Source organism: Lactococcus garvieae, from assembly GCF_016027715.1.
Classification (GTDB): Bacteria; Bacillota; Bacilli; order Lactobacillales; family Streptococcaceae; genus Lactococcus; species Lactococcus garvieae_A.
Map to the genome: position 1 here is coordinate 906,183 of NZ_CP065691.1, position 22,382 is coordinate 928,564.

Here is a 22,382-nt window from a genome sequence, read left to right on the forward strand (position 1 = left end):
TGCCTACTTATCTTTTACGGCCTCTAAACTTTGTTACTCCAAAGGTAAAGAGAGCGAGAACGATTAAGATTATACCTAGAGTTGCAACAGCTTTTGTACTTCCTTCTCCTGTCTCTGGAAGCATTTGATCTGTTGTTTTTGTGACTTCTTTCCATATGTTTTTTATCTTCACTAGACTAAATGTATCTCCACTTTGAGGTGGGGTTGTTTTTTCTGGCGTGTGATAAATATTTTTGAAGTGTAGGGGATGCTCATAGGTCGGTGTTGCGACAAGTTGGCCCTTCTTGTCTTCTACCTTCACATGTATCTTATAAGCGGAAGAGTCGTAAGTTATCTGTGCATCTTTACCTTGCTGTTCACGTATCACATAGTCATAGTTCCCCGCTTTGGTATAAGATATTTTGTCAAAATGAATCTGGCCGGATGTATCATTGGTTGCGGTTTGAATGACTTTATCTGTGTCGTCTAATAGCTCAAAAGTAAATTCTTTATCTTGAAGTTTCTTACCAGTAAGCTCTTTTGTGGCCTTAAAATCAATCGTTGTGCTTATCGGTTGATAGGAGTTTCTAAAAGCAGCCTCACTCTCTCCCGTTGCGCTAGCAAGCAACTGTCCATTTTCTTCTTTAACATGTACCGTCACTTGATGACTGGCCGAGTCATAGTCGATTGTTTTATCAAGCCCAGTTTTTTCTCTTATTGTATACGCGTAATCTCCCACACTGGTGTATTCTATTTTATCAAATACAACTTGTCCAGCGGCATCGTTGGTAGCGGTTTGAATGACTTGTCCTGTATCATCCAAGAGTTCAAAAGTAAACTCATCAGCTAGGAGAGAGCGTCCACTCAGGTGTTTTGCTGCTTGAATCTGATAGCTTGCACTTTTTGATGGATCAGGGACAACAGCCAACTTTGGTGTGCCGATTGTATCATAGCGATTTTGGTTATGTGGATCCTTATAGAACAGTTTAGCTCCGGTATCCTCATCATCGATTCCTCGCTCAGAGTCATAAATATCTGTTCCTTTTTCGCTCGTATCGGCATTGGTAGGGTAATATGTATCTTGTGCGACTTGACGATATTCGTCTTTCAGTACTAAGGGAATATTAATGGTTGGATAGCCATCGGGAGCATAGTCATAAAGATCCCCAAGATCCCATACAATCGTTTGCTCTTCTCCCTTTTCTTCATAATTTCCTTCAATTGTGACGCCTTGAGGCAAAGTTGCATTTTCTGGCACATAATAGTACTTGCTCACTTTATCTCTAAGTACTGACTCTCGGCCTCCGGGGAACAGAGTGGAGTTGAGGAGTAAGTCGCTTAAATAAGTTTTTCCTGCCCCGACATTATCTGCGGGAACCTCAAGATAATTTTGAGGGTCGTTAGCCATGGACTTGAGGATAGCGCTATTTGCCATATAATCGATAGTCAGCATTTCGGCACCCATACCTGCTGCTTCATATGTCGAACCATTTACATGGCTAAGATAGCTTGTATCAATATCATGGCGTTGATAGGTCCCTGACGGTTCTCCTTCTATCTGGACAGGGTCATTGCTGGTAATAGCTTCAGACATTGCCAAAATTCGTCCATCTGTCTGGCCAAAGGAAACTATCCCGCCTCCGCCAGCCCAACCTACTCTCATCGTCGCTGTACTCTGAGGGACACCGTCAGATAGAAAGACTACCATTGCTCCTTTAGTGGCCTTCGCTGTATCACTGCGTGATTGTAAAAGATTATAGGCCATGCTCAAGCCATACTGGTAATCCGTTTGTGGTGTGGTAAAAAGGCGTGGAAGCATGTCTTCCATGGCGGCTTTGTTTTCCGCAACGCTGTTCGTCCAACCTACTGTGGAATTATAAGACCCCACAATAGTGCCACTTGCATCTACACTTGTTCCTGTAGAAGGTCCAAAATACCCTTTTGCGGCATTTTGTGAAACCAGATTATCTCTGAAATTTTTCATCCGTTCAGAATTATAATTCAAATGTTCAAGCATGGTAGAATCTCTGATGGAGAATGGAACGAGGGCCACCCTGTTTTCAGGGTGCTCTTGAAGTAGATTAGATGTTACCTCTGTAATAGCTTCTTTAGATAGCATCCATCGATCATAACAGCCTTCACTTTCGTCACCGTGTACCCAGACACCGGGTTCTGCTTTACCGGATACTTTCGCTCCAGCATCCCAATGACTGATACGCACATAGTTTCCTCCCTCCATCTTGAAATGGTAAGGAATATATTTTGCCGTACTTTGGGTGAACTGCTCAAAGAGATGAACCGGTGTTGTACCGATCACTTCCCACTGGTCTACATCCGCATTGTATACAGTGAGGGTATTGTCATTATTGGTATACACTTTGGCTTTATCTGCATTTGCTTCTGGTTCTGAAGTTTGTCGAAGAGGCTCAAGATAGAAATGATCCTGATTAAGACAAGAACTTGAAAACAGGGGATAGCCCTCATAACCAGCTATGTTTGCATTGTCCGTATAGGTCATATCCATACTGCCTGAGCGGTCGAGCACAAACACGACATCCATAGGTCCTGATAGACTCGACCCGTTTACTTTTAAGAGAAGGTTTGCTTCGTATGCTTCTTGATTCGTCCACCACGCTTCTTTTTCTACTATACGAGCTGTGTTACTCCCTTTATCGCGTATAGGGTCTTCTTTTTGGACTGCCGCTTGCTTTACTTTATCCGCACTTACATGTTGCTTTGTACTGTTTTTATAAAGTAAACCTGTAGCAAACAGCCCTATTGTTATCATCACTAGTGTAAAAACTTTTAACACTTTTCTTAAATGTTTCATGCTTTCACCATTCCTTCTGTCCTCTTTAAACTGAGGGCAAAACCTTTCTTTTTATTTTTTTCATTTAAATAACTGATGGACTTTCTTCTGGCTCCATCTCCCGATGATTTTCCCCTCTCTTCCTTTTATTGAAGCCTCGTTGTTGGCTGCATGTGATTATTCTTTTAAAATGGTATTTTCTTAGAATAATCTTCTTTTTTTATAATTTTAGAATACATCAAAATAAAAAGGAGTTCAATTATTTATTATCTTATATTCCATACACAATTTTTATAGTTTTAATAATAGATAAGAAACCTAGAGAGAAAACCTTGTTTTTTAAACTTTTCAATGAACTCTCCAAATAATAAGCCGTCCTATAAATAGGACGAAATCTTCAAAATCACAAAATAAAAAACTACTAATTTTTAACTTAGTAGTTTTTTATTTTATAATTATCACATCAATCTGCTTTGCCTTTAACTATTAAAAATAACTGTTTCAAAATTAAAGCTATCGGGCAAATGACGGGCAATAGAATACTCAAAGATGCGTCCATCATCTAAGTTTGCTACTTGTTCAACCTGCATCAAAAAATCCGTATCCTGTAAATGCATGGTCTTTTTTTCTAGCTCATTTGGTCGCACACCTTTCACATTTAGGAAGGAACTTTGAATGACAAGTCCTAATTCTTCAATAATATATTTGTATATTGAACCCACTAAATGAGAGTATTTTAATTGCGGAATTATGGAAATGGGCATGTAAGTATATTCAATGATGGTAGGCACTTCTTCCACATACCTCACGCGCTCAATACGATAGATAAAATCATCTGTTTCTATCGATAATTTTTGTGCAATATCAACACTAGGATGCTCGATTTCAAATGTCAAAATCTTAGACTCCATCTGACCCATGTGGCGCTTAGAGGATCCTTCCACTGCATACAGATGTGCTTTTTTCCCTTTGGTCCAGTCTTTGACTATCGTGCCATAACCACGTCGTCGTATGAGAAAACCTTCAGATACAAGAATATCCAAGGCTTTTTTTACGGTCATTAAACTTGCATCATATGCTTTAACGAGTGTATTTCCATCCTGAATCCTAGAATTAATAGGATATTCACCAGACAAAATTTTTCCCTTAACATCTTCATAAATAACTAAATATTTGGGCTGTTTCTTTTTCATATACCGACCTCATAAACTAACATTCTTATCATTATGGCACAATATTTGAGGAAAATAAAGTAAAAATCATAAGCTTTTTTTCACTTATGATTTTTTACTTCATTAACGTTGGGCTGAACGTGCCATTCTCACATACGTATGTCGTCTTCCTCTGATTGTCATTGAGGCGTGGAAAATATTTTCAGGTGCAGGCATACCAGATACACCAGCATCTCCAAGTTCAAATACATCAGCACCGATGCGTTTAGAAGCCAAAGCCAAAGCTTGTATGGTGTCTTTATTTGCACCCTCTTGCGAGGTCCCAACCACACAGTCCACTAAAGTTCCTGTTTCTCTTATAGCAAGTGCGAGCTGTGAAAGCTGTCCTTCTGTCGTTCCTGGTACAGATCCCGGTGCAGGTAAATCTATCATATCAATGCCAGCATCAATATAACTTTTTAGGTCTTCCCATCGTAGGTTTGAACCGTGAGAAACGACAGGATTTAACATGAGAAAACCATCATAAAAACGTCGTACGAGCTTAATGTCGTGGCTTATTCGTTCCGGAGTTGCTTCAGGTGTAACGTAAGCTGTGAGCGATAAAAAGTCAACACCTTTGCGCAGAGCCTCTTGAACGGCTGCTTCTGTTACCCGCTTATAATCAGAACCAGAATCTCTGATGATTAAGTTCAGTCCGACTGCTGTTCCGGTCAACTTTCGTAGTTCTGAAAGATTTTTTACTGCTCCTAAACCAGGAATTTCCATTTTTTGTACATCCAGATCTTTTAAAAGGATTAAATCGGCACCAAAAGCGGCTGCCATCTCCCCATTTGTCACTTCTGGGTATAGTGCTGTATTTTCTGCAGCGAGGTCAACTAAAATAGTACGGCCTTCTGCACTTAGAATGGCTTGCTTCAATAATTGAGGGGTATCTTTTTGTCCAAAATCAGAAGCTTCATAGCCTAAAATTCTTTTCATTTTGCTTTTCTCCTAATCCAAAGTGCTTAAACGATAAACTGAAGGAGAAGCTTGTGTGAAGCCATTTTCAAGTAATTCGATATTTGTGAGAACTTCTTCATTTTTTACCAATTTTTCTTTACCATTGATGATGGTTTCATACGCAGCATCGTAGTAGCGTCCATAATCGCCGACAGGTGTTTTAATTTGTTTTTCAATCCAGTCACCGTTTGAGTTTTGATATTTAACGATACCATAATTCATGGGGCTATCTTCGCCAAACTCTGGCGTTTCTGGCATGATTCCCGCTTTCAAATCATTTTCTTGTTGATCTTCGCCATATTTAATAAATGATCCTTTTGTACCATGAACAATAAATCGCGGATAATCTTGAGCAACAACATGATTCGTTTTCACTTTTACTTTTAACTGATGTCCATAGTGTAAATCAACATCAAAGTAATTATCTACAGCTTCTTCAACTTCATTGTTACGGATGTCGTAAGTTACAGATTCTGGGCGACCAAACAACGCAACCAATCTGTCGATTGAATGGATGCCTAAACCATAAAATGCACCTGCTTCTTTTGGCCCTTCTTCTGTAATTGAGCCAGGACGATAGTAGTCAATGTGCGCTTCTACTTCTAAAATATCTCCTAATAATCCACGATCAATCACTTGTTTCACAGCAAGGTAATCTCCATCAAAGCGTCGGTTTTGATAAGGAGCAACCATCACGCCCTTTTCTTCACCCAAGGCAAGTAACTCTTTTGCATGGTCTAAAGTATCGACGAAAGGTTTTTCAACAATCACCGATTTCCCAGCTTCGATGACTTTTTTAGCTAATTCATAGTGCGTGTGGGCAGGGGTACAAATTGTAATAAGTTGAATTTCCTCATCATTCAACATCTCCTCTAAATCTGTTGTAAAATGAACACCCTTTTCAATATAAGGTGCGGCAAGATCCTCATTGATGTGCAAATCAAAAATTGTTTTAACCTGTATGTTTTCACGCAAAATAACATAAGGAAGATGGTAGCGGTTTGCCGATTTCCCAAATCCGATAAATCCCATTGTAAGCATAGTTTTCTCCTTAAATATATATGTTGTATTATAAAAGTATAGTCTTTTATATAAATTGAATTATACTTTTAAAAATAGCTATTGTCAAGAAAAATAATTTATTTAAGAAAGTTACATTTTGCGTATTAAAAAATAAGCACTTCAAAAAGTACTTATTTTAACGAAACTTTAAACCATAGCTTCTTCTTTTATCGCTTTTTTAGCGGTGGTCATCATCAAACGAATTCGGTTAAGCTGATTAACTGCCGAAACACCTGGATCGTAGTCAATGGGGCTAATATTAGCTCCTGGATACTGGCGGCGGAGTTCCTTAAGCATTCCCTTACCTACAATGTGATTAGGCAGACAGCCAAAAGGCTGTAGACAGACAATGTTCATCACCTCTTTTTTTAAGAGCTCAATCATTTCTCCAGTGAGGAACCACCCTTCTCCAGTGTGATTACCCACAGAAACAATGTCTTCAGTATGTGCTGCAATCTCATAAATAGACTCAATACCATCAAAGCGTTGTGAAGCACGCAAAGCTTTATCCATTGGTTTTTCAAGCATATTAATGATTGAGATAAAAGTTTTTGCTATCAATTTATTTTTCTTAGCAAATCCAATCTCCTCTGTTTTCCATATTTGATTATACAAAGAGTAGTTCATAAAGCCTATCAAATCTAAAACAACTGCTTCTCCCCCCTCTTCTTCAATGATACTGACAATATCATTATTGGCTGTTTTACTGTATTTAACGAGTATTTCACCAACGACACCCACACGAGGCTTCTTGATATCTAAGAGTTCAATATTATCGAAGTCTTTGACGATTTGTTTGATATTTTTATTAAATTCAAAAATGGAAGCCGATTTTACATTGTGACGGGCTTTTTTCAACCACTTCGCATGCAGCGCTTCAACGGAACCTGCCTCAGCTTCATAAGGGCGTGTACGGTAGACGACACGCTCGAAAAGATCTCCATAGAGGACAGCAATCATAAAGCGTGTCAGTAAGGGAACCGTAAATTTAAAGCCTTTTTCTGTGCCTTGATTTCCCATAGACAAGCTCACTACTGGAACTTGTGGGAATCCAGCATCAATAAGTGCTTTACGTAATAAAGGAATATAGTTGGTCGCCCGACAACCACCACCGGTTTGTGTCATCATTACTGATGTATTATTTACATCATACTTGCCAGATTGTAGTGCTTCAATCAATTGTCCTATGGTGATTATGGCAGGGTAACATGAATCATTATTGACAAATTTCAAACCGTTATTAACGGAAGTTTGGGTTTCAGGAAGCACAACTACATTATAGCCAGATGCAGCAAAGGCATTATCTAGCAGACCTTCTTGGTGGATAGGTGACAGCATTGGCATAAGGAGCGTGTGTTTTTTAGCCATCTCTTTTGTAAACACAGGATGTGTTTCCACAATTTCCTGAATCTCTGTGTTTTCTTCTATGCCATGTCTGCTGCGCTCAGCTACTGCGGCTTTAAGGGAACGTAAACGGATACGTACCGCACCCATATTTGATCCTTCATCGATCTTAAGCACTGTATATAGTTTATTATGGTTGCGCATTATTTCTTCTACTTGGTCTGTGGTGACCGCATCTAAACCACAACCAAATGAATTCAGCTGAACCATCTCAAGATTTTTATTTTTACATACGACTTGCGCTGCCGCATACAGGCGTGAGTGGTATACCCACTGGTTTACTACACGAAGTCCTGCCACTTCTTCTAAGTGCGCAATGCTGTCTTCGGTCAGCACATGGAAGCCTTCTTGGGTGATAATCTCGGCAATACCATGGTTAATTTCGGGGTCCAAATGATAAGGACGACCAGAGAGAACAATTGCTTTCTCTTTATTCAGATTAATCTGCATCAGAAGATCTTCGGCCTTATCCCGAATGTCTTGTTTAAAGCTTTCCATTTCTTCAAAACCATGCAAAACGGCGGCTTGCACTTCCGTTAACTCCAGCGTGTAGCCTTGCGCAACTAAAGCTTTATGTACATTTTCTGCGACGCCTGTAGGATCAGCTAGATTAATGAATGGATGAAGGTATTTTACTTTTCCATCTCGGATTTCATCGATGTTGTTACGGATAACCTCTGGATAAGACTGAACTATAGGACAATTGTAGTTATTTTCAGCATTGGCTTGTTCTTTTTGTTCATAAAGAACAGAAGGATAGAAAATAGCTGGAATATCTTTTTGAATCAAGTCCATGATATGCCCATGAGAAAGTTTAGCTGGGTAACATACTGTATCTGAAGGGATTGTTTCAATTCCTTTTTCAAAAAGGTCCTTGTCGGATTTTGGTGATAAAACGACTCGGAAGCCTAAATCCGTCAACATCGTATGCCAAAGTGGATAGTTTTCATACATATTAAGCACACGGGGGATACCAATCTCTCCCTGCGTTTGCTTTTTCTTTGTCAGACTACGGTATTTGAAAAGCTTTTTATATTTATAGTCTACAAGGTTTACTTTTTTATCGCGCTTATCGATTTTTACTTGTGTTGCTTTTTCTGCGCCACGTTCACAACGATTACCTGTTACGAATTTACTGCCATCATTAAAGACAGTTAAGGTCATTTTACACTTATTTTCACATAGGCCACAAACCATAAATTCTTTTTGAGTACTGAATGTTTCTAAGTCTTCCAGCCCCAATATATTAGAAGCTTGACTTACTTTTTCATTTTCCATAGAAATTAAAGCACAACCGTAAGCTCCCATAAGACCAGCTATTGAGGGGCGTACTACTTCACGCTCGGAAATTTTTTCAAAAGCACGCAGGACTGCTTCATTATAGAAAGTTCCCCCTTGCACAACAATCTTATTCCCGAGTTCTTCGGGACGTTTCACTTTAATTACTTTATAGAGGGCATTTTTAATCACGGAATAGCTCAGACCTGCCGAAATATCTCCAACAGTAGCCCCTTCTTTCTGAACCTGCTTCACTTTGGAGTTCATAAAAACTGTACATCGGGAGCCTAGATTGACGGGATGCTTTGCTAGCAAAGCAATTTCAGCAAAATCACGTACATCATATTTTAAAGAGTGCGCAAAAGTTTCAATGAACGAGCCACATCCTGATGAACAAGCTTCATTCAAGGAAATAGAGCTCAGAGCACCGTCAGTGATACGCATGGCTTTCATATCTTGGCCGCCAATATCTAAAATAAAGTCGACCCCTGGGTTAAAGTAATCTGCTGCTTTATAGTGAGCCATCGTTTCGACTTCACCATAATCCACATGAAGTCCAGCTTTTATCAGATGTTCGCCATAACCTGTGACTGTTGATTTAGCTATATAAACATCTGCAGGAAGTGACCGATACAGGCCTTTAAGTACGTCAATAACCGACTCTAAGGGCTCTCCATTATTGGAACCGTAATGATCAAAAAGGATATGTCCTGCTTCATCAATCAAGACAATTTTTGTCGTTGTTGATCCTGCATCTATTCCTAAAAATGCTGCACCTTTATGTTCAGCAAGTTCTTTATAACTTGCTTTTGCCTTGGCATGACGTGCTCGAAAATCAGCTAGCTCCTGCTCACTTTCAAAAAGACGATCCATAGTATCCTGCGGGATAAGACTATCACTGCTATCATTTTCTAAGTTAGCAATCAGCTGTGTTATCGTACTGGTTTTAGTTTCTTCAGCAAGCGCCGCACCCATAGCCACAAACAACTGAGAGTTTTCAGGGAAAATAATGTCCTCTTCGGCAATATCAAGTGTCTCAATAAATCGTTTGCGCAATTCGCTCATAAAGTAAAGAGGACCACCTAGAAAAGCGATTTTCCCTGTTATTTTACGTCCCAAAGCTAAACCCGCAATTGTTTGGTTGACTACAGCCTGAAAAATGGAAGCCGCTATATCTTCCTTGCAAACACCTTCATTCAGAAGAGGTTGGACATCTGTTTTAGCAAAAACACCACAACGACTAGCGATAGGATAGATTTTTTCATAGCTTTTAGCCAGTGTATTAACACCTGCAGCATCTACTTTGAGTAAAGCTGCCATCTGATCGATAAAAGCTCCTGTGCCTCCAGCACATGTTCCATTCATGCGGAGCTCTTGGGTTCCAGCATCAAAGAAAGTCATCTTGGCATCTTCACCACCAAGTTCAATCATTACATCTGTTTCAGGTATAAATTTTTCAATAGTAATCGAGCTTGCAATCACCTCTTGAATAAAGGGAACATCAATAACATCGGCCAATCCCATGCCGCCAGAGCCAGTTATTGCGATAGTGAGAGACAGCTCACCTTGTTCTTCCATAAGCTCTTTTAATACTTTTATTGTGGCTGACTTCACATCTGAGAAATGACGCTCATAACGGCTAAATATTAATTGATAGTTGTCATCAAAAACAACGAGTTTTACTGTGGTGGAACCTACGTCAATCCCAGCCTTATAACTTTTCATTGTGCTTTTCCCTCTATATCTGACAGGCTGTTGCTTATCTTATTCTATGTCTATTTTATCATTTTTTCCTCATTTTACAACCGTCAAGTTACAAGTGTGTGTCATTTAAGCGACAATTATATGCTTTGTGTTGTTTATGTCAAACATATTTTACATGTATAAAAACTGTAGAATTTTTCATAAAAGCTTATAATAAACAACAGATAGATAAATTCTGTTGTTTATCTGACAAGTAGAAGGGAATATATTAAAATGGCTAAACTCAATGATCTCCGCGTTTTAAGAACGAAAAAAATGATTACCCAGGCCTTCTTCTCTTTATTAAGAAAGAAAAAATTTGAAAAAATATCTATCCAAGAGATAGCTGACGCCGCTATGATTAATCGAGCTACTTTTTATGCACATTATGCGGATAAGCAAGACTTGTATGACAGTCTTATTGATACATTCATCATGGATTTTATCAAGATTTTAGACGAGCAAAATCCAGTGGATGGCACCAATGTCTATGTCAATGACATCGAAAAGATGCTTGCCCGCTTTTATGACTTTGTTCGAGAAAATCCAGAAGTGGCACAAATTGTTATTGATAAATCTCAGGATCAGACCATTATTAACCGTTTTATCGAAATTCTGACTGAACGTTACACTGAACTTTTTGACAAGCTAGAGATTCGTGAACATGATGTGGTGGTTCCCAGCGATTTTGTCATAAGTTATATCACCTCAATCTTAGCTGGTACACTTAAGTGGTGGGTCTCCTCATCAAGTTCCATGAAAGCAAAGGATTTTGCACATTTGATTGTCAAATTAATTTCTAATGGTCATTTGACTGTCCTTGGTGTCAACATAAAATCATAAAATAAGCAAAATTATTATTTTTATCCTTCTCCTACTTCTGATATAATTAGAATCATAAAACAAGTATATAAGGAGCTCGTTAATGCAAGCAAAGTATATCATGGCTATTGATCAAGGGACGACAAGCTCGCGCGCTATCATTTTTGATAAATACGGTCAACATATCGGAAGCTCTCAAAAAGAGTTGCAGCAACATTTCCCCCAAGCTGGCTGGGTCGAACATGATGCAAACGAAATTTGGAATTCTGTACAGTCCGTTATTTCTGAAGCCTTTATTGCCTCAGGCATCAAACCTTCAGAAGTTGGCGCCATCGGAATCACTAACCAACGTGAAACCACTGTAATATGGGACAAAAAAACAGGATTACCGATTTATAATGCTATCGTTTGGCAATCTAGGCAATCGGCCGATATCGCTGATAAGTTAAAAAAACAAGGTTATTCCGATTTCATTCATCAAAAAACTGGACTCGTCATTGATTCTTATTTTTCTGCAACTAAAATAAGATGGATTTTAGACCATGTTGAAGGCGCTCAAGAAAGAGCAGAACGAGGGGAATTGCTGTTTGGAACCATTGATAGCTGGTTAGTTTGGAAGCTCACAGACGGCGAAACTCACGTCACGGATTACTCAAATGCAAGCCGCACGATGCTCTTTAATATTCACAGCTTAGAATGGGATCAAGAAATATTAGATCTTTTAAATATCCCAAATTCATTGCTTCCAAAACCGGTATCAAATTCGGAAGTGTATGGCATGACAAAAATGTATCATTTCTTTGGTTCAGAAGTTCCTATTTCAGGTATGGCAGGTGATCAGCAAGCCGCTTTATTTGGTCAAATGGCTTTTGAACCAGGAATGATAAAAAGTACCTATGGTACAGGAGCTTTTATCGTGATGAATACAGGGAAGCAAGCACAACTCTCTGATGATCTTTTAACTACCATTGGTTATGGTATCAATGGCGAAATCACTTATGCTCTGGAAGGCTCTGTCTTTGTTGCTGGCTCTTCTGTGCAGTGGCTTCGTGACAGCTTGAAAATGATTGGGAACAGTAAAGAATCAGAAGCCGCAGCTCTTGCTTCAACAAATGATGATGAAGTTTATGTTGTACCCGCCTTTGTCGGTCTTGGTGCACCTTACTGGGATCAAGAGGCGCGGGGCGCTATTTTTGGGATTACTCGTGGGACCAGCAACAATGATATCATCAAAGCTACTTTGCAAGGTATTGCTTATCAAGTGAAAGATATTATTGATGCCATGCAAAAAGATACTGGGATTGATATCCCCTTGCTCAAAGTTGATGGCGGTGCAGCTAATAATAAATATCTGATGCAATTTCAAGCAGATATCCTTAATATTCCTGTTCAAAAAGCTAAAGATCTTGAAACAACAGCTTTAGGGGCAGCCTTTTTAGCTGGTTTAGCTATTGGCTTTTGGAAAGACATTGATGAAATAAAAGCTTCCTATAAAGAAGGACAAGTGTTCACACCTCAGATGGAGGAAGAACGGCGACAAAAGCTTTATCAAGGATGGAAGAAAGCTGTTGAAGCTACGTGTGTTTTTAAATAAAAAAACTTAGGTTGTAGGACCTAAGTTTTTTTATTATTATTTATTTAACAAACTTGCTGCTGCTTCATCTGCAATAACAACAACATCTGCATGTTTTTGCAAGATAGATGCTGGCATGTCTTCAGTGATTTCACCTTCAACCATACCTTTAATTGCTTCTGCTTTTGATTCACCATAAGCCATCAAAACGATTGATTTAGCTGTCATGATTGATGCGATACCCATAGAAATAGCTTTACGTGGAACATCTTCTTCGTTTTCGAAGAAACGAGCATTGGCTTTGATTGTGCTTTCTTGGAGATCCACAACATGTGTAGTTTCTTCAAATGGAGTGCCAGGTTCATTGAAACCAATGTGACCATTTTGACCAATGCCAAGAATTTGGAAATCAATAGGATGTTCAGCAATAATTTGATCGTAAGCTTTAGCTTCCGCTTCTAAATCTTCTGCTTTACCATTTGGTAAAAAGTTTTCTTTGAACGGTTTTTCATTGAAAAGATGCTTGCTCATGAAGTAACGGTAAGATTGTTCATCAGAACCATCAAGTCCCACATATTCGTCCAAGTTTACTGATGTCATATCAGAAAAATCAAGATCAGATTTAACGATTTGATTATAGAATTCTACTGGAGTTGAACCTGTCGCAAGACCAAACGTTTTAGCACCATTTTCCATAGCTTCTTTAAGTAAGTCAAAGCCGATTTTTGCGCCTTCAAGTTGGTTTTTTACAGTGATAACTTTCATGAGAGAGTCTCCTTTTATTTTTCAAATTGGTATATACACATTATAACGCTAAATTAATTTCTTGTCAATAGGAAAATTCACTTTTTCCATTATATTTATTGTCATAAAAAAAAAGCGACGAGTGTCACTTCTTTTTATAGCAGTGTATTAATTGAAAGTCTTATCAAATTTTCCTTTGACCTTATCCAAAGTTTCTTGAGTAATCATTTTAACTGAGCTTCCAGGAATTTTACTGGCGTGTACATTTATTTTGTTTACCTTAAGTGATTGATGATAGTGTGAAAGGATACTCATAAATTCAGAGAAACTGATATTACTATTGATAACTTCAGGGAAACTCTTTAAAATTGCTAAAGAATGTGGCGCTAAAACAGAAGGTTTTTTTAAATTGTCAAATGTAGCCATGGCGACATCTTGAAGACGCTCTGTATAGCCCTTCTGATCTTCAGCATTCAACAAGTGGAGATAAGCTGAAACCTCATCATTTGTTTTTAGGACAACGGAACCTTGTTCAAATTTATAGCCTTTGGATACAAAAGCTGCCGTATTTTGAACTACAATCCCTCCACTTGCTTCCACCAGTTTACCAATATTGTCAAAATTAATTTCAACAATTTTATTAGTAGATTTACCTAATTTTTCATTGAACTGCTTACTTACAGCTTCTTCTCCCCCTTGAGCATACACTTGATAAAGAGAGGTCTGATCGGGAAATAACAACAGAGGTTGAACATTGATTAGACTCGTCTTTTTAAGCGGGGCATTTGTAGAAGTAAAGCTTGAAGTCATAAGTACTTTCTTATTTTCTACGTGTGTCGTGCCCAAAATCAAGGTCGTAAAAGTTTCTGAATTCTTTAGGTTAACAGGAGCTGCTTGTGTGAGGTGCAGGGTATTGGCTTTATTGATTGCTGTTTTTGAACTTTGATAGAAGAATATCCCTAAACCAGCTAAGGCGAGGAGTAAAACAAGGATTATGCTTCCGATGATTTTCAAAAATTTGCTTCTTTTTTTAGTAGCTTTTTTTCCGCGTGTACGTCTATAAGTTTCTTTTTCCATAACTCTCTCTTTACTTAAGAATGATAAAATCATTGACCGAGCGCTGATCTTGACTAGGATAAATTACTTTTCCTTTGTATGCCATTTGGCTTGAACCGCCTCCATCCATGACTACTACATTTTTAAGATTTAATTCTTTAAATTTACTCATGATTGGCTCGTATCCTGTACTTGTATCAGAAATGATTAAATAAAGATTATTCTCTTCATCATTTGCAATGAAAGAATGAATCATCCAATTCACTGAACCATCATTTTTTTGAACCTTACCCTCCCGAATTAATACTGAACCAAAACTGAAGCTTATTTTTCCACCATTTTCAATGATAGTTGAGGCTGGTACAGTGGAATCGTAGATTTGACTGCTTCCATCCTCATTAATAACAAAGGCATTATTGGCTCTTTTATCTGACCCCCAGTCCTTAAAAAGCTTACCATTGTTCATCTGAAAACCTGTTATGTGCATGTTGTTCATATTGAAACCAGAGGCATTCATGATTAAAGCGTCGGGATATTTTTGTATCATATCTTCTAGGCTAAAAGCTGGAGCATCAATGGAAGTCGCCGTTTTTAATACTTCGACATTATTGGCTTTGTATATTTTAAAGCTATCCGAAGATAGGTCGGTAAACTTTTCATCATTTTTTTGAGAATTCAGTTTTACCGTCTGCGCTTCTCCTGTACTTTCAAGAATGTGTTCCAAGGATTTTGCTGCCTTTTTTGAACTACTCGATGTGATATAGCCTTCTTCTAAATCTGTGTGCTGTACATTTCGAGTCTGTTCATTTGTAGGTTGCTTCTCTCGACTTTTAAAGTGGAAAATCATAAGTACACTCACACACACAATCAATAGAATGATAAAAACAATACCCCATTTATCTTTCTTATTTTGCCTTTTTTTCATTGCTCTACAGTTTCCCCAACACTTTCTATCATTGTTTCATCACTCATAATATCTCGGATCATCGAAATGACTCTTTCTGTTGATTTACCATCACGGTATTTATACGTTTTATGATAAAAATTAACTCTTTTTTGCTTGTATAAATCTTCTCTAGGATTTTGCAGAGCCTCAATCACTTCCGCTTCACTGAAGGCAATAGGTCCTGGAAATTCTTTCAAATAGTCAATCGTTAAGCCTGGTTTTTTTGAATAGCTTTTGAAGTCTGGCACATAAGAAATGATAGGTTTGTCAAAGACCATCCAATCAATCGCAATAGCCGAGTAATCTGTAATTAAGACATCTGTGATACAAAAAAGTGAAGAAATAGGTTCATCCTCAATAAAGAGGACCTTAGGATTACTCTCATATTTTGAGTCAGAGATGAGCGGATGAGCTTTATATATAATGATGTAATCTTTACTTAAAGTAGCGTGAAGGCGTTCTAAATCAATTGAAACTTCTTTAAAATAAGTACTGATACGCCCTCGAAAAGTTGGAGCATAAGTGATTACTTTTTTATTTTCTAAGGATGGATACTTTTTCAGAAGTTTGTTTTTCGTTTCTTTCACAAAATGATTATCGAAAATTTTATCATTGTTTGGAATACCCGTAACTAGAACCTTAGACTCAGGGAGATTAAAGGCTTTGGCATAAATCTTCTTGTAATATTCAGAATTTGCAATAGCATAATCATAGTTTTTGATTTCATAATCACGTTGAACACAATTGCCAAATTTTTTCAGGGCAGCCGTGGCATGCCATATTTCTAGTACTTTTACTTTTTTTCTATGCGGGAATTTTGAAACAACAAAGTTATTATAATCAATGATGACCAATTTTGAACTTTGAATTATAAAAAGCTGGCGGATACAAGCAAGCCCATATTGAAGATTTCCCAACACAGTCGGCTTGAACTTAAAGAGCAGAGTTCTTATATCATACTGATGCTCTGCGACTAAGTTGTCATGCAGTATTTTAAAATCTTTAGACAGATTGTCATGTTCGAGTGAGATAAAAGTGATACGGTTTTGCTTTACGCGAAAAAGAAAGGTGAAAGGATAAAATAAAGCTAAAAGAGTTATCAAAGTAATGGATTTAAACTTCATTAAAAACCTTTCTTATAATCTTTTCACACGCTCTTCCATCATTCCATGGATTAAATTTTTGGTTAAAATCTTGTAGCCTTTGGTAATCAAAACAATTATCCTGAAGTGTTTCGAGAAGCTCTTCTTCTGTTTTTACGACATCATTAGGTAAATCTTCAGGAACGTTAAGATAAAATCCTCGTAATTCTTGAGCATAATGTTCAAAATCATACATATAAAAATAAATTGGTTTTTGGAGCTGGGCATAGTCAAAGAAAACACTTGAATAATCAGTAATTAAAATATCACTCATTAAATAAGCATCATTAATATCTTGATTGGCACTCATGAGGAAAACATAGTCCTTCAAATCATCAGGAACCTCATAGGTATTTGAAATCAGATAGTGGGGTTTAAACAGGATGACACTATCCTCGCCCAGCTTCCTTTTCCATTTGTAGAAGTCAACATTTAACTCAAATGTGTAGCCAGAGCTTCCAAATGAATGATCTCGCCAAGTGGGAGCATAAAGGATGATTTTCTTATTCGTTGGGAGTTTATGCTTCTTTTTTAAAGCCAAAACTTTTGAGGCTTCTGAATCCAACAAATATTCCACTCTAGGATATCCTACATTAAGCATCTTTTCTGTCGGAAAAGCGAAGGCTGTTTCAAATACTTGGCTGGAAAAAGGACTTGAAGCTATAAGGTAATCCCAATGTTCGCTGTCTTTATCATAGCTTTTTACCATTGACTTATAACTTTGCTTACTTCGATAATAAGTGGATCCATTATCGACAATGTCGTGTCCTAAACGCTTTAAAGGAACACCATGCCAAGTTTGCAGGTAAATTTGATCAGGCTTTTTATAATAATAAGGCGCCATTTTAGAATTGAAAATCCAATATTTTGCTTTAGTAAGATAGTAGTAATATTTTAACGAATTGAATTTGACTGTTTTGGCACCCTCAATAAAACACTCATTTTTAAAAGCCCAAACACAATCATAATCTGAAAATTTATCCGTTTTCCTTAGATATTCAAAGAGATATCTTGGATTACCTGAGTAGGATTTACCCTTAAAAGAAGAGAATAATATGATTTTGGAATCCGTTTTTAAAACCTTCCCCAAAATATAAAGGAACGGATACATTATCATTCTAATAACAAATAGTCTTACTCTGGCTAATAAAATCAATGTTTCTTCCTTTCATTTTACTTTAAAATAACTTGCTACCTACTATTTTAATGAAATGGTTTATAGTTAAGTTTGTAGAAAAGTCTTCTGCTATTTCATCCATTATTTTTTGACAAGTCTCTATCTTTTTGTTTCTTTTTAAGGCTTTGAGTAAGCAATTAATATCTTTATCTCTTGCTTCTCCTAAAATAGCTAAACTATTAGCTATTGCATCTTCAGTTACAATCATAAAGTTAGCTTTTTGTGGTAAATTTTCTGTCTTAGCAAATTTCTTTTTTTGAAGAATATATAAAGTCTCATCCACTTTCAAGTATAAGTCATCGGATTTTTTATCATTAGGATAATTGTTTTGATGCTTCTTTAACAAGTGGTCAGCTTGTTTCACTAATTTTATTAATTTAAGGGGGCTGCTCGCTATTCCTAATTTTGAGAAGAGAATTTTTATATCGTTCATTTATTTTCCACGTTAATGTCAGAAACATACAGTCTTCCCAAATCTTTTTTTATACTTGTTGATGATGTTTTCCCTCGAGGAAAATACATAATATTGAGATTTGGAAATTCGTCTTTCAAGAAATCAAATTTCCCTTTCCAATCATCACCCATAGCAAAAATATCGACATCAAACATATCAATATAGAGGGACTTATCCTCCCATGTTTGCTCAGGAATGACAAGATCGACATATCTAATGGACTCTAAGATATACTTTCTGGTCGCATATTCTTGATAAGCCTTTTTTTCTTTTTCTGCATTAAACTCGTCTGTAGATAACATCACGATAAGTTTATCGCCAAGATTCTTTGCATTGCGTAGCAAGTCCACGTGACTTTCATGGAGGATATCGAAAGTTCCTGCGACGAGAACTCTTTTTTCTTTATTCATTTGTTTACCAATCTATCGTTTAGTTTTCCATTTTAAAAATTTTTTTAAAGGAGATACAAATTGATATTTCCCCTCCCAGTTTTTAACTGCTTCATCAATTCTTTTTGAATTTTCAGAGTCAAAATAAGCAAAATATTTGTTTCGATAGTTCGAAATATTCGGAGCTTTTTTTTCAACAATATATTCTTCTATTTTTTGGAGTAAATCTTCCCCATTATGTACTACTATTTTTGATAAGTCTTTTTCTATATCAAGATAGCTGCCTTGCAGATTTAAATATTCCTGTTGGTCAAATTGAAAAAGAAGTGTAGGAATATCATAATAAAGGGCATCCCACATGATACTGCTATAATCAGTGATAACCAGTTCACTTGTTCGTAATTCCTTATCAAGCGGATGCTCATTTTGATACAGTACTTTTATACACTCACTATCTGATGTAAAATATCTTTCAAATTGGATAAATTTAGGATGCATCATAAAATATAAGGAATAATCATACTCACGTAAAATTTTTTCTAAAGATTTAGAGTGTATTAACTTATGGTACTCTCTATAAAAGTCACTTTCCAAAAAAGATTCATGCGATAATAATTCTAAGTGTGTACGCCACGTTGGCATAAGAAATATTTTTCTTTCTTTCGTTGGGACTATCTTATTATCCCAACGTGCTAATCCTGTGAGAACAATCTGTTCTTCCTCATATCCTAAACAATCTAAGACGATACTTTTCTCCACATTTGAGCTGGTAATAAATAAATCAGCATGATTCAATTTATTATTGGCGAAAAAAGTTCGATCTATTTTTTTCAAACCCAGCACCCCATGTTGTAAGAAAACAAACGGTTTTTTATTGAGAAAAAATCGAGCAATGCTTTGATTGTGTCTCCATGCGTATGCGTGTCCTTTAGACTCTGAAGCAATAAAATATTTTGAAACAATAATCAAAAGAATATGCTTAATGCTCATAAAATAAACTGTATTTTTTTTATATTGGGAAAGTTTTTCTATATCTGGAGAATTTTTTTTGATAATATAGAAAATTTTACTTCTCCTTTTATTTTGTACATAGGAAAAATAATAAAAAGAATTATCACGCGCATAATTGGAAAATTTTTCATATATAAGCTTGGCATCTTTGTAATACCAATAAGTAAAAGGAATAAGAAACAGAGCCACTGCTTCTTTCAACCTATAACGGATATGATCATACTCATCTGCTTCCCGAATCTGTAAAGCTAAATACCCTCCAACAGCAAAATAAGCTGTAATCAAATATTTTTTATAATCATATACTAACGCTTGATATTTCAAATGGAGTAAATTAATTGCCAGTCGCTGTTTTCTTGTACTATTACGGATTCTCTCAGTTTGCTGCTCGCCCTTCTCGTTCTGATATTCTAGGTAAAAGTCATAGTATAGATTAAAAGGGGAGATGTCACGCAATGAGAAAATAAAAGTACACATTTTAGAACTTGTATGATGAGGAGATACACTAAAGGAAAACTTATTATCTTTTCGTGAGTGAACATGTAATGTAGCATTTAAAATATTTTCAGATGCTTTAATCTTAATTTTAATATTTGTTTTAGAAACTTTGATAGTCTTAACTGTTGTCTTCGTCATTTTTCTATTTGCATCTTATCATTTACCTACGAAATATGGGTTATTTACTGAAAGAAAGGTGTTATAATTTTTCGATCAAAATATCTGTAATATTTTTTGAAGCAGTCCCATTGCCATAAGGATTACTCGCCTGGCTCATTCTCTCGTATTCTTTTTCATCTTCTAACAAAGTTTTAAACTCTTTATAAATCGTTTCTTCTTCAGTTCCTACGAGTTTCAGTGTTCCTGCTTTAATACCTTCTGGCCGTTCTGTAGTATCTCGCATTACTAAAACTGGTTTACCTAATGATGGAGCTTCTTCTTGAATGCCACCACTATCTGTCAAAATCATGTAGCTTCGCGCAAGAAAGTTATGAAAATCAATAACCTCTAAGGGTTCAATTAAGCGAATTCGCTCATTATCCCCTAAAATATTTTTAGCAGTTTCTCTAACTTTTGGGTTAAGGTGAATGGGATAAATCACCTTGACGTCATCGTGTTCCTCAACTATTCTACGAATAGCTCGGAACATTTGCTCCATTGGTTTACCCAAATTCTCTCTACGGTGGGCAGTAATCATTATAAGACGACTATTTCCTACCCATTCCAATTGTTCGTGTTTGTAGTCTTCAGTTACTGTTGTAGCTAACGCATCAATAGCAGTATTTCCAGTCACATAAATATCGGAAATATTTTTTCCTTCTTTTACTAAATTTTGACGCGAAATTTCAGTGGGTGCAAAGTGAAATTTTGCCGTTAAGCCTACAGCTTGACGATTAAATTCTTCTGGGAATGGAGAATAAATATCGTAAGTACGTAATCCCGCTTCCACATGACCAACAGGAATTTGAAGATAGAAGCACGCTAATGATGCTGCAAATGTACTTGTTGTATCACCGTGAACCAATAAAACATCAGGTTCTTCCTTTTCCAGGATGGGTTTTATTTTCATTAAAATAGCTGAAGTCACATCAAATAATGTCTGATTATCTTTCATAATTTCCAAATCATAATCTGGTTTTATATTGAAAACATGTAAAACTTGGTCTAACATTTCTCTATGCTGCCCTGTTACACAAACTTTTACCTCTAAATTCGAGCGGCTTTTCAGTTCATTTACTAAAGGACACATTTTAATTGCTTCTGGTCTTGTACCAAATACGAGCATTATTTTTTTCATTTTTTCTCCTTGAATTTTTTTATTTACCTAAATATAGAAATGTTTTAGACTCTAACTGAAAAAGATTTTTATCTTTTGTACGTTTATTGGAGAGGATACTCTTTAACAAATTTTCAATAAAGTCTACATTATCCATAACCATCGGTGAGTGTTTTTTCTTTTCAACATTAATTATTAGGGTAGATGAAACTTTATCACTAGCTATTTTCTCTGAAAAACGCTTTGTTTCTTTAAATTGCTCATCTGAAACCCCTGTATAAAAGAAAATTGTTTTTTTTCGCGTTATATTCAAAGGATCAATAAAATTATTTATGTCACTCATGATATTTTCATTTATACTCTCCCTATTATCCGCATAAATAAGAGGCTTAAGCATCGGAAGATGTTTATTAACATATTCATTAATATCTATTTGAGGTACTAAACTAAATACCTTACTTATATAAGGACTTAATAAACCATGTATTAAGGCTCCTGTTCCTCCCTTACTACTTCCAAAAGAAATCACCATCTGATATTTTTTCTTGTTTACAACTTTTTTAATTTCTTCTTGGATAGTGCCTATAATATTTTTTCCAAAATCACTGAGGTACCAACCATATATTCCCGAATAATGATCTTCAATATAATAAAAATCTGCTTCCTCTATTTTTTTAGTCCAATTAAACCAATTATACTTTTCATGATATCGTCTAATTTCTTCATCTGTTATATCATTATTAAGATATGATGATATAGCTTCTTGCGGAACTCTACCAGCAGATTGAAATACGATTATTAACTTATCTGAACCATTGTCTACGTATTTTCCTGACATAATATTTCTC

Annotated in this window: 17 protein-coding genes; 2 read left to right on the top strand and 15 right to left on the bottom strand. The window is 36.4% G+C overall.

All coding sequences use genetic code 11. The annotated features are described in order from the left end of the window. Nucleotides 1–7: 7 nt before the first annotated feature. From I6G50_RS04570 to I6G50_RS04590, 5 genes are all read right to left on the bottom strand, one after another. Entirely contained in the window at nucleotides 8–2,809 is a 2,802-nt protein-coding gene (locus I6G50_RS04570; protein WP_197909309.1) for a Spy0128 family protein, read from the bottom strand. 458 nt (nucleotides 2,810–3,267) lie between these two features. After that, a complete protein-coding gene (locus tag I6G50_RS04575) occupies nucleotides 3,268–3,981 on the bottom strand; it encodes a GntR family transcriptional regulator (protein ID WP_081166556.1) in 714 nt (237 codons plus the stop codon). Nucleotides 3,982–4,083: 102 nt separating this feature from the next. Then, nucleotides 4,084–4,938 (bottom strand): hypothetical protein, encoded by an 855-nt coding sequence (locus tag I6G50_RS04580; protein WP_197909310.1) that lies wholly within the window; start codon nucleotides 4,936–4,938, stop codon nucleotides 4,084–4,086. 12 nt (nucleotides 4,939–4,950) lie between these two features. After that, nucleotides 4,951–6,000: an oxidoreductase gene (locus I6G50_RS04585; protein ID WP_197909311.1), complete on the bottom strand. Its 1,050-nt coding sequence runs from the start codon at nucleotides 5,998–6,000 to the stop codon at nucleotides 4,951–4,953. 168 nt (nucleotides 6,001–6,168) lie between these two features. Continuing rightward, complete coding sequence (locus I6G50_RS04590; RefSeq protein ID WP_197909312.1) at nucleotides 6,169–10,428, bottom strand: 2-hydroxyacyl-CoA dehydratase; 4,260 nt, start codon at nucleotides 10,426–10,428, stop codon at nucleotides 6,169–6,171. Nucleotides 10,429–10,680: 252 nt separating this feature from the next. Between I6G50_RS04590 and I6G50_RS04595 the strand changes: the two genes are divergently transcribed. Together I6G50_RS04595 and glpK are read left to right on the top strand one after the other, a co-directional pair. Further along, nucleotides 10,681–11,289 (top strand): TetR/AcrR family transcriptional regulator, encoded by a 609-nt coding sequence (locus tag I6G50_RS04595; RefSeq protein ID WP_081166547.1) that lies wholly within the window; start codon nucleotides 10,681–10,683, stop codon nucleotides 11,287–11,289. An 82-nt stretch (nucleotides 11,290–11,371) separates the two neighbouring features. Continuing rightward, on the top strand, nucleotides 11,372–12,862 hold the full coding sequence (gene glpK / locus I6G50_RS04600; RefSeq protein ID WP_197909313.1) for a glycerol kinase GlpK: 1,491 nt from the start codon (nucleotides 11,372–11,374) through the stop codon (nucleotides 12,860–12,862). A gap of 36 nt (nucleotides 12,863–12,898) precedes the next feature. Here the strand turns inward: glpK and nagB are convergent, their stop codons facing one another. The 10 genes from nagB to I6G50_RS04650 form a co-directional block, all read right to left on the bottom strand. Continuing rightward, entirely contained in the window at nucleotides 12,899–13,606 is a 708-nt protein-coding gene (gene nagB / locus I6G50_RS04605; protein ID WP_197909314.1) for a glucosamine-6-phosphate deaminase, read from the bottom strand. A gap of 147 nt (nucleotides 13,607–13,753) precedes the next feature. After that, entirely contained in the window at nucleotides 13,754–14,662 is a 909-nt protein-coding gene (locus tag I6G50_RS04610; RefSeq protein ID WP_197909315.1) for an LCP family protein, read from the bottom strand. Between the two features lie 10 nt (nucleotides 14,663–14,672). Continuing rightward, complete coding sequence (locus tag I6G50_RS04615; protein ID WP_197909316.1) at nucleotides 14,673–15,566, bottom strand: phosphodiester glycosidase family protein; 894 nt, start codon at nucleotides 15,564–15,566, stop codon at nucleotides 14,673–14,675. Then, a complete protein-coding gene (locus I6G50_RS04620; protein WP_197909317.1) occupies nucleotides 15,563–16,711 on the bottom strand; it encodes a CDP-glycerol glycerophosphotransferase family protein in 1,149 nt (382 codons plus the stop codon). The genes I6G50_RS04615 and I6G50_RS04620 overlap by 4 nt, the downstream gene beginning before the upstream one ends. Continuing rightward, nucleotides 16,701–17,885, bottom strand: coding sequence for a CDP-glycerol glycerophosphotransferase family protein (locus I6G50_RS04625; RefSeq protein WP_232252379.1), 1,185 nt, complete (start codon nucleotides 17,883–17,885; stop codon nucleotides 16,701–16,703). Before I6G50_RS04625 ends, I6G50_RS04620 begins: the two co-directional genes overlap by 11 nt. Before the next feature lie 22 nt (nucleotides 17,886–17,907). Next, nucleotides 17,908–18,339 (bottom strand): hypothetical protein, encoded by a 432-nt coding sequence (locus I6G50_RS04630; protein ID WP_003136800.1) that lies wholly within the window; start codon nucleotides 18,337–18,339, stop codon nucleotides 17,908–17,910. After that, the gene (gene tagD, locus I6G50_RS04635) at nucleotides 18,336–18,770 is read right to left on the bottom strand and encodes a glycerol-3-phosphate cytidylyltransferase (RefSeq protein ID WP_197909318.1); all 435 of its coding nucleotides are present in this window, start codon (nucleotides 18,768–18,770) and stop codon (nucleotides 18,336–18,338) included. Before tagD ends, I6G50_RS04630 begins: the two co-directional genes overlap by 4 nt. Nucleotides 18,771–18,782: 12 nt before the next feature. Then, a complete protein-coding gene (locus tag I6G50_RS04640; protein ID WP_197909319.1) occupies nucleotides 18,783–20,396 on the bottom strand; it encodes a CDP-glycerol glycerophosphotransferase family protein in 1,614 nt (537 codons plus the stop codon). Nucleotides 20,397–20,457: 61 nt separating this feature from the next. After that, nucleotides 20,458–21,555, bottom strand: coding sequence for a non-hydrolyzing UDP-N-acetylglucosamine 2-epimerase (gene wecB / locus I6G50_RS04645; protein ID WP_197909320.1), 1,098 nt, complete (start codon nucleotides 21,553–21,555; stop codon nucleotides 20,458–20,460). A gap of 19 nt (nucleotides 21,556–21,574) precedes the next feature. Beyond that, nucleotides 21,575–22,372: a hypothetical protein gene (locus I6G50_RS04650; protein WP_197909321.1), complete on the bottom strand. Its 798-nt coding sequence runs from the start codon at nucleotides 22,370–22,372 to the stop codon at nucleotides 21,575–21,577. Nucleotides 22,373–22,382 lie beyond the last annotated feature (10 nt).

Excerpts from the sequence above, each read along its gene's own strand:
- I6G50_RS04575 (WP_081166556.1), bottom strand. The coding sequence starts at position 3,981 with ATGAAAAAGAAACAGCCCAAATATTTAGTTATTTATGAAGATGTTAAG.
- I6G50_RS04595 (WP_081166547.1), top strand. The coding sequence starts at position 10,681 with ATGGCTAAACTCAATGATCTCCGCGTTTTAAGAACGAAAAAAATGATT.
- wecB (WP_197909320.1), bottom strand. The coding sequence starts at position 21,555 with ATGAAAAAAATAATGCTCGTATTTGGTACAAGACCAGAAGCAATTAAA.
- glpK (WP_197909313.1), top strand. The coding sequence starts at position 11,372 with ATGCAAGCAAAGTATATCATGGCTATTGATCAAGGGACGACAAGCTCG.
- tagD (WP_197909318.1), bottom strand. The coding sequence starts at position 18,770 with ATGAATAAAGAAAAAAGAGTTCTCGTCGCAGGAACTTTCGATATCCTC.
- I6G50_RS04585 (WP_197909311.1), bottom strand. The coding sequence starts at position 6,000 with ATGCTTACAATGGGATTTATCGGATTTGGGAAATCGGCAAACCGCTAC.
- I6G50_RS04630 (WP_003136800.1), bottom strand. The coding sequence starts at position 18,339 with ATGAACGATATAAAAATTCTCTTCTCAAAATTAGGAATAGCGAGCAGC.
- I6G50_RS04570 (WP_197909309.1), bottom strand. The coding sequence starts at position 2,809 with ATGAAACATTTAAGAAAAGTGTTAAAAGTTTTTACACTAGTGATGATA.
- I6G50_RS04615 (WP_197909316.1), bottom strand. The coding sequence starts at position 15,566 with ATGAAAAAAAGGCAAAATAAGAAAGATAAATGGGGTATTGTTTTTATC.
- I6G50_RS04610 (WP_197909315.1), bottom strand. The coding sequence starts at position 14,662 with ATGGAAAAAGAAACTTATAGACGTACACGCGGAAAAAAAGCTACTAAA.
- I6G50_RS04620 (WP_197909317.1), bottom strand. The coding sequence starts at position 16,711 with ATGAAGTTTAAATCCATTACTTTGATAACTCTTTTAGCTTTATTTTAT.
- I6G50_RS04650 (WP_197909321.1), bottom strand. The coding sequence starts at position 22,372 with ATGTCAGGAAAATACGTAGACAATGGTTCAGATAAGTTAATAATCGTA.
- I6G50_RS04590 (WP_197909312.1), bottom strand. The coding sequence starts at position 10,428 with ATGAAAAGTTATAAGGCTGGGATTGACGTAGGTTCCACCACAGTAAAA.
- nagB (WP_197909314.1), bottom strand. The coding sequence starts at position 13,606 with ATGAAAGTTATCACTGTAAAAAACCAACTTGAAGGCGCAAAAATCGGC.
- I6G50_RS04580 (WP_197909310.1), bottom strand. The coding sequence starts at position 4,938 with ATGAAAAGAATTTTAGGCTATGAAGCTTCTGATTTTGGACAAAAAGAT.
- I6G50_RS04640 (WP_197909319.1), bottom strand. The coding sequence starts at position 20,396 with ATGACGAAGACAACAGTTAAGACTATCAAAGTTTCTAAAACAAATATT.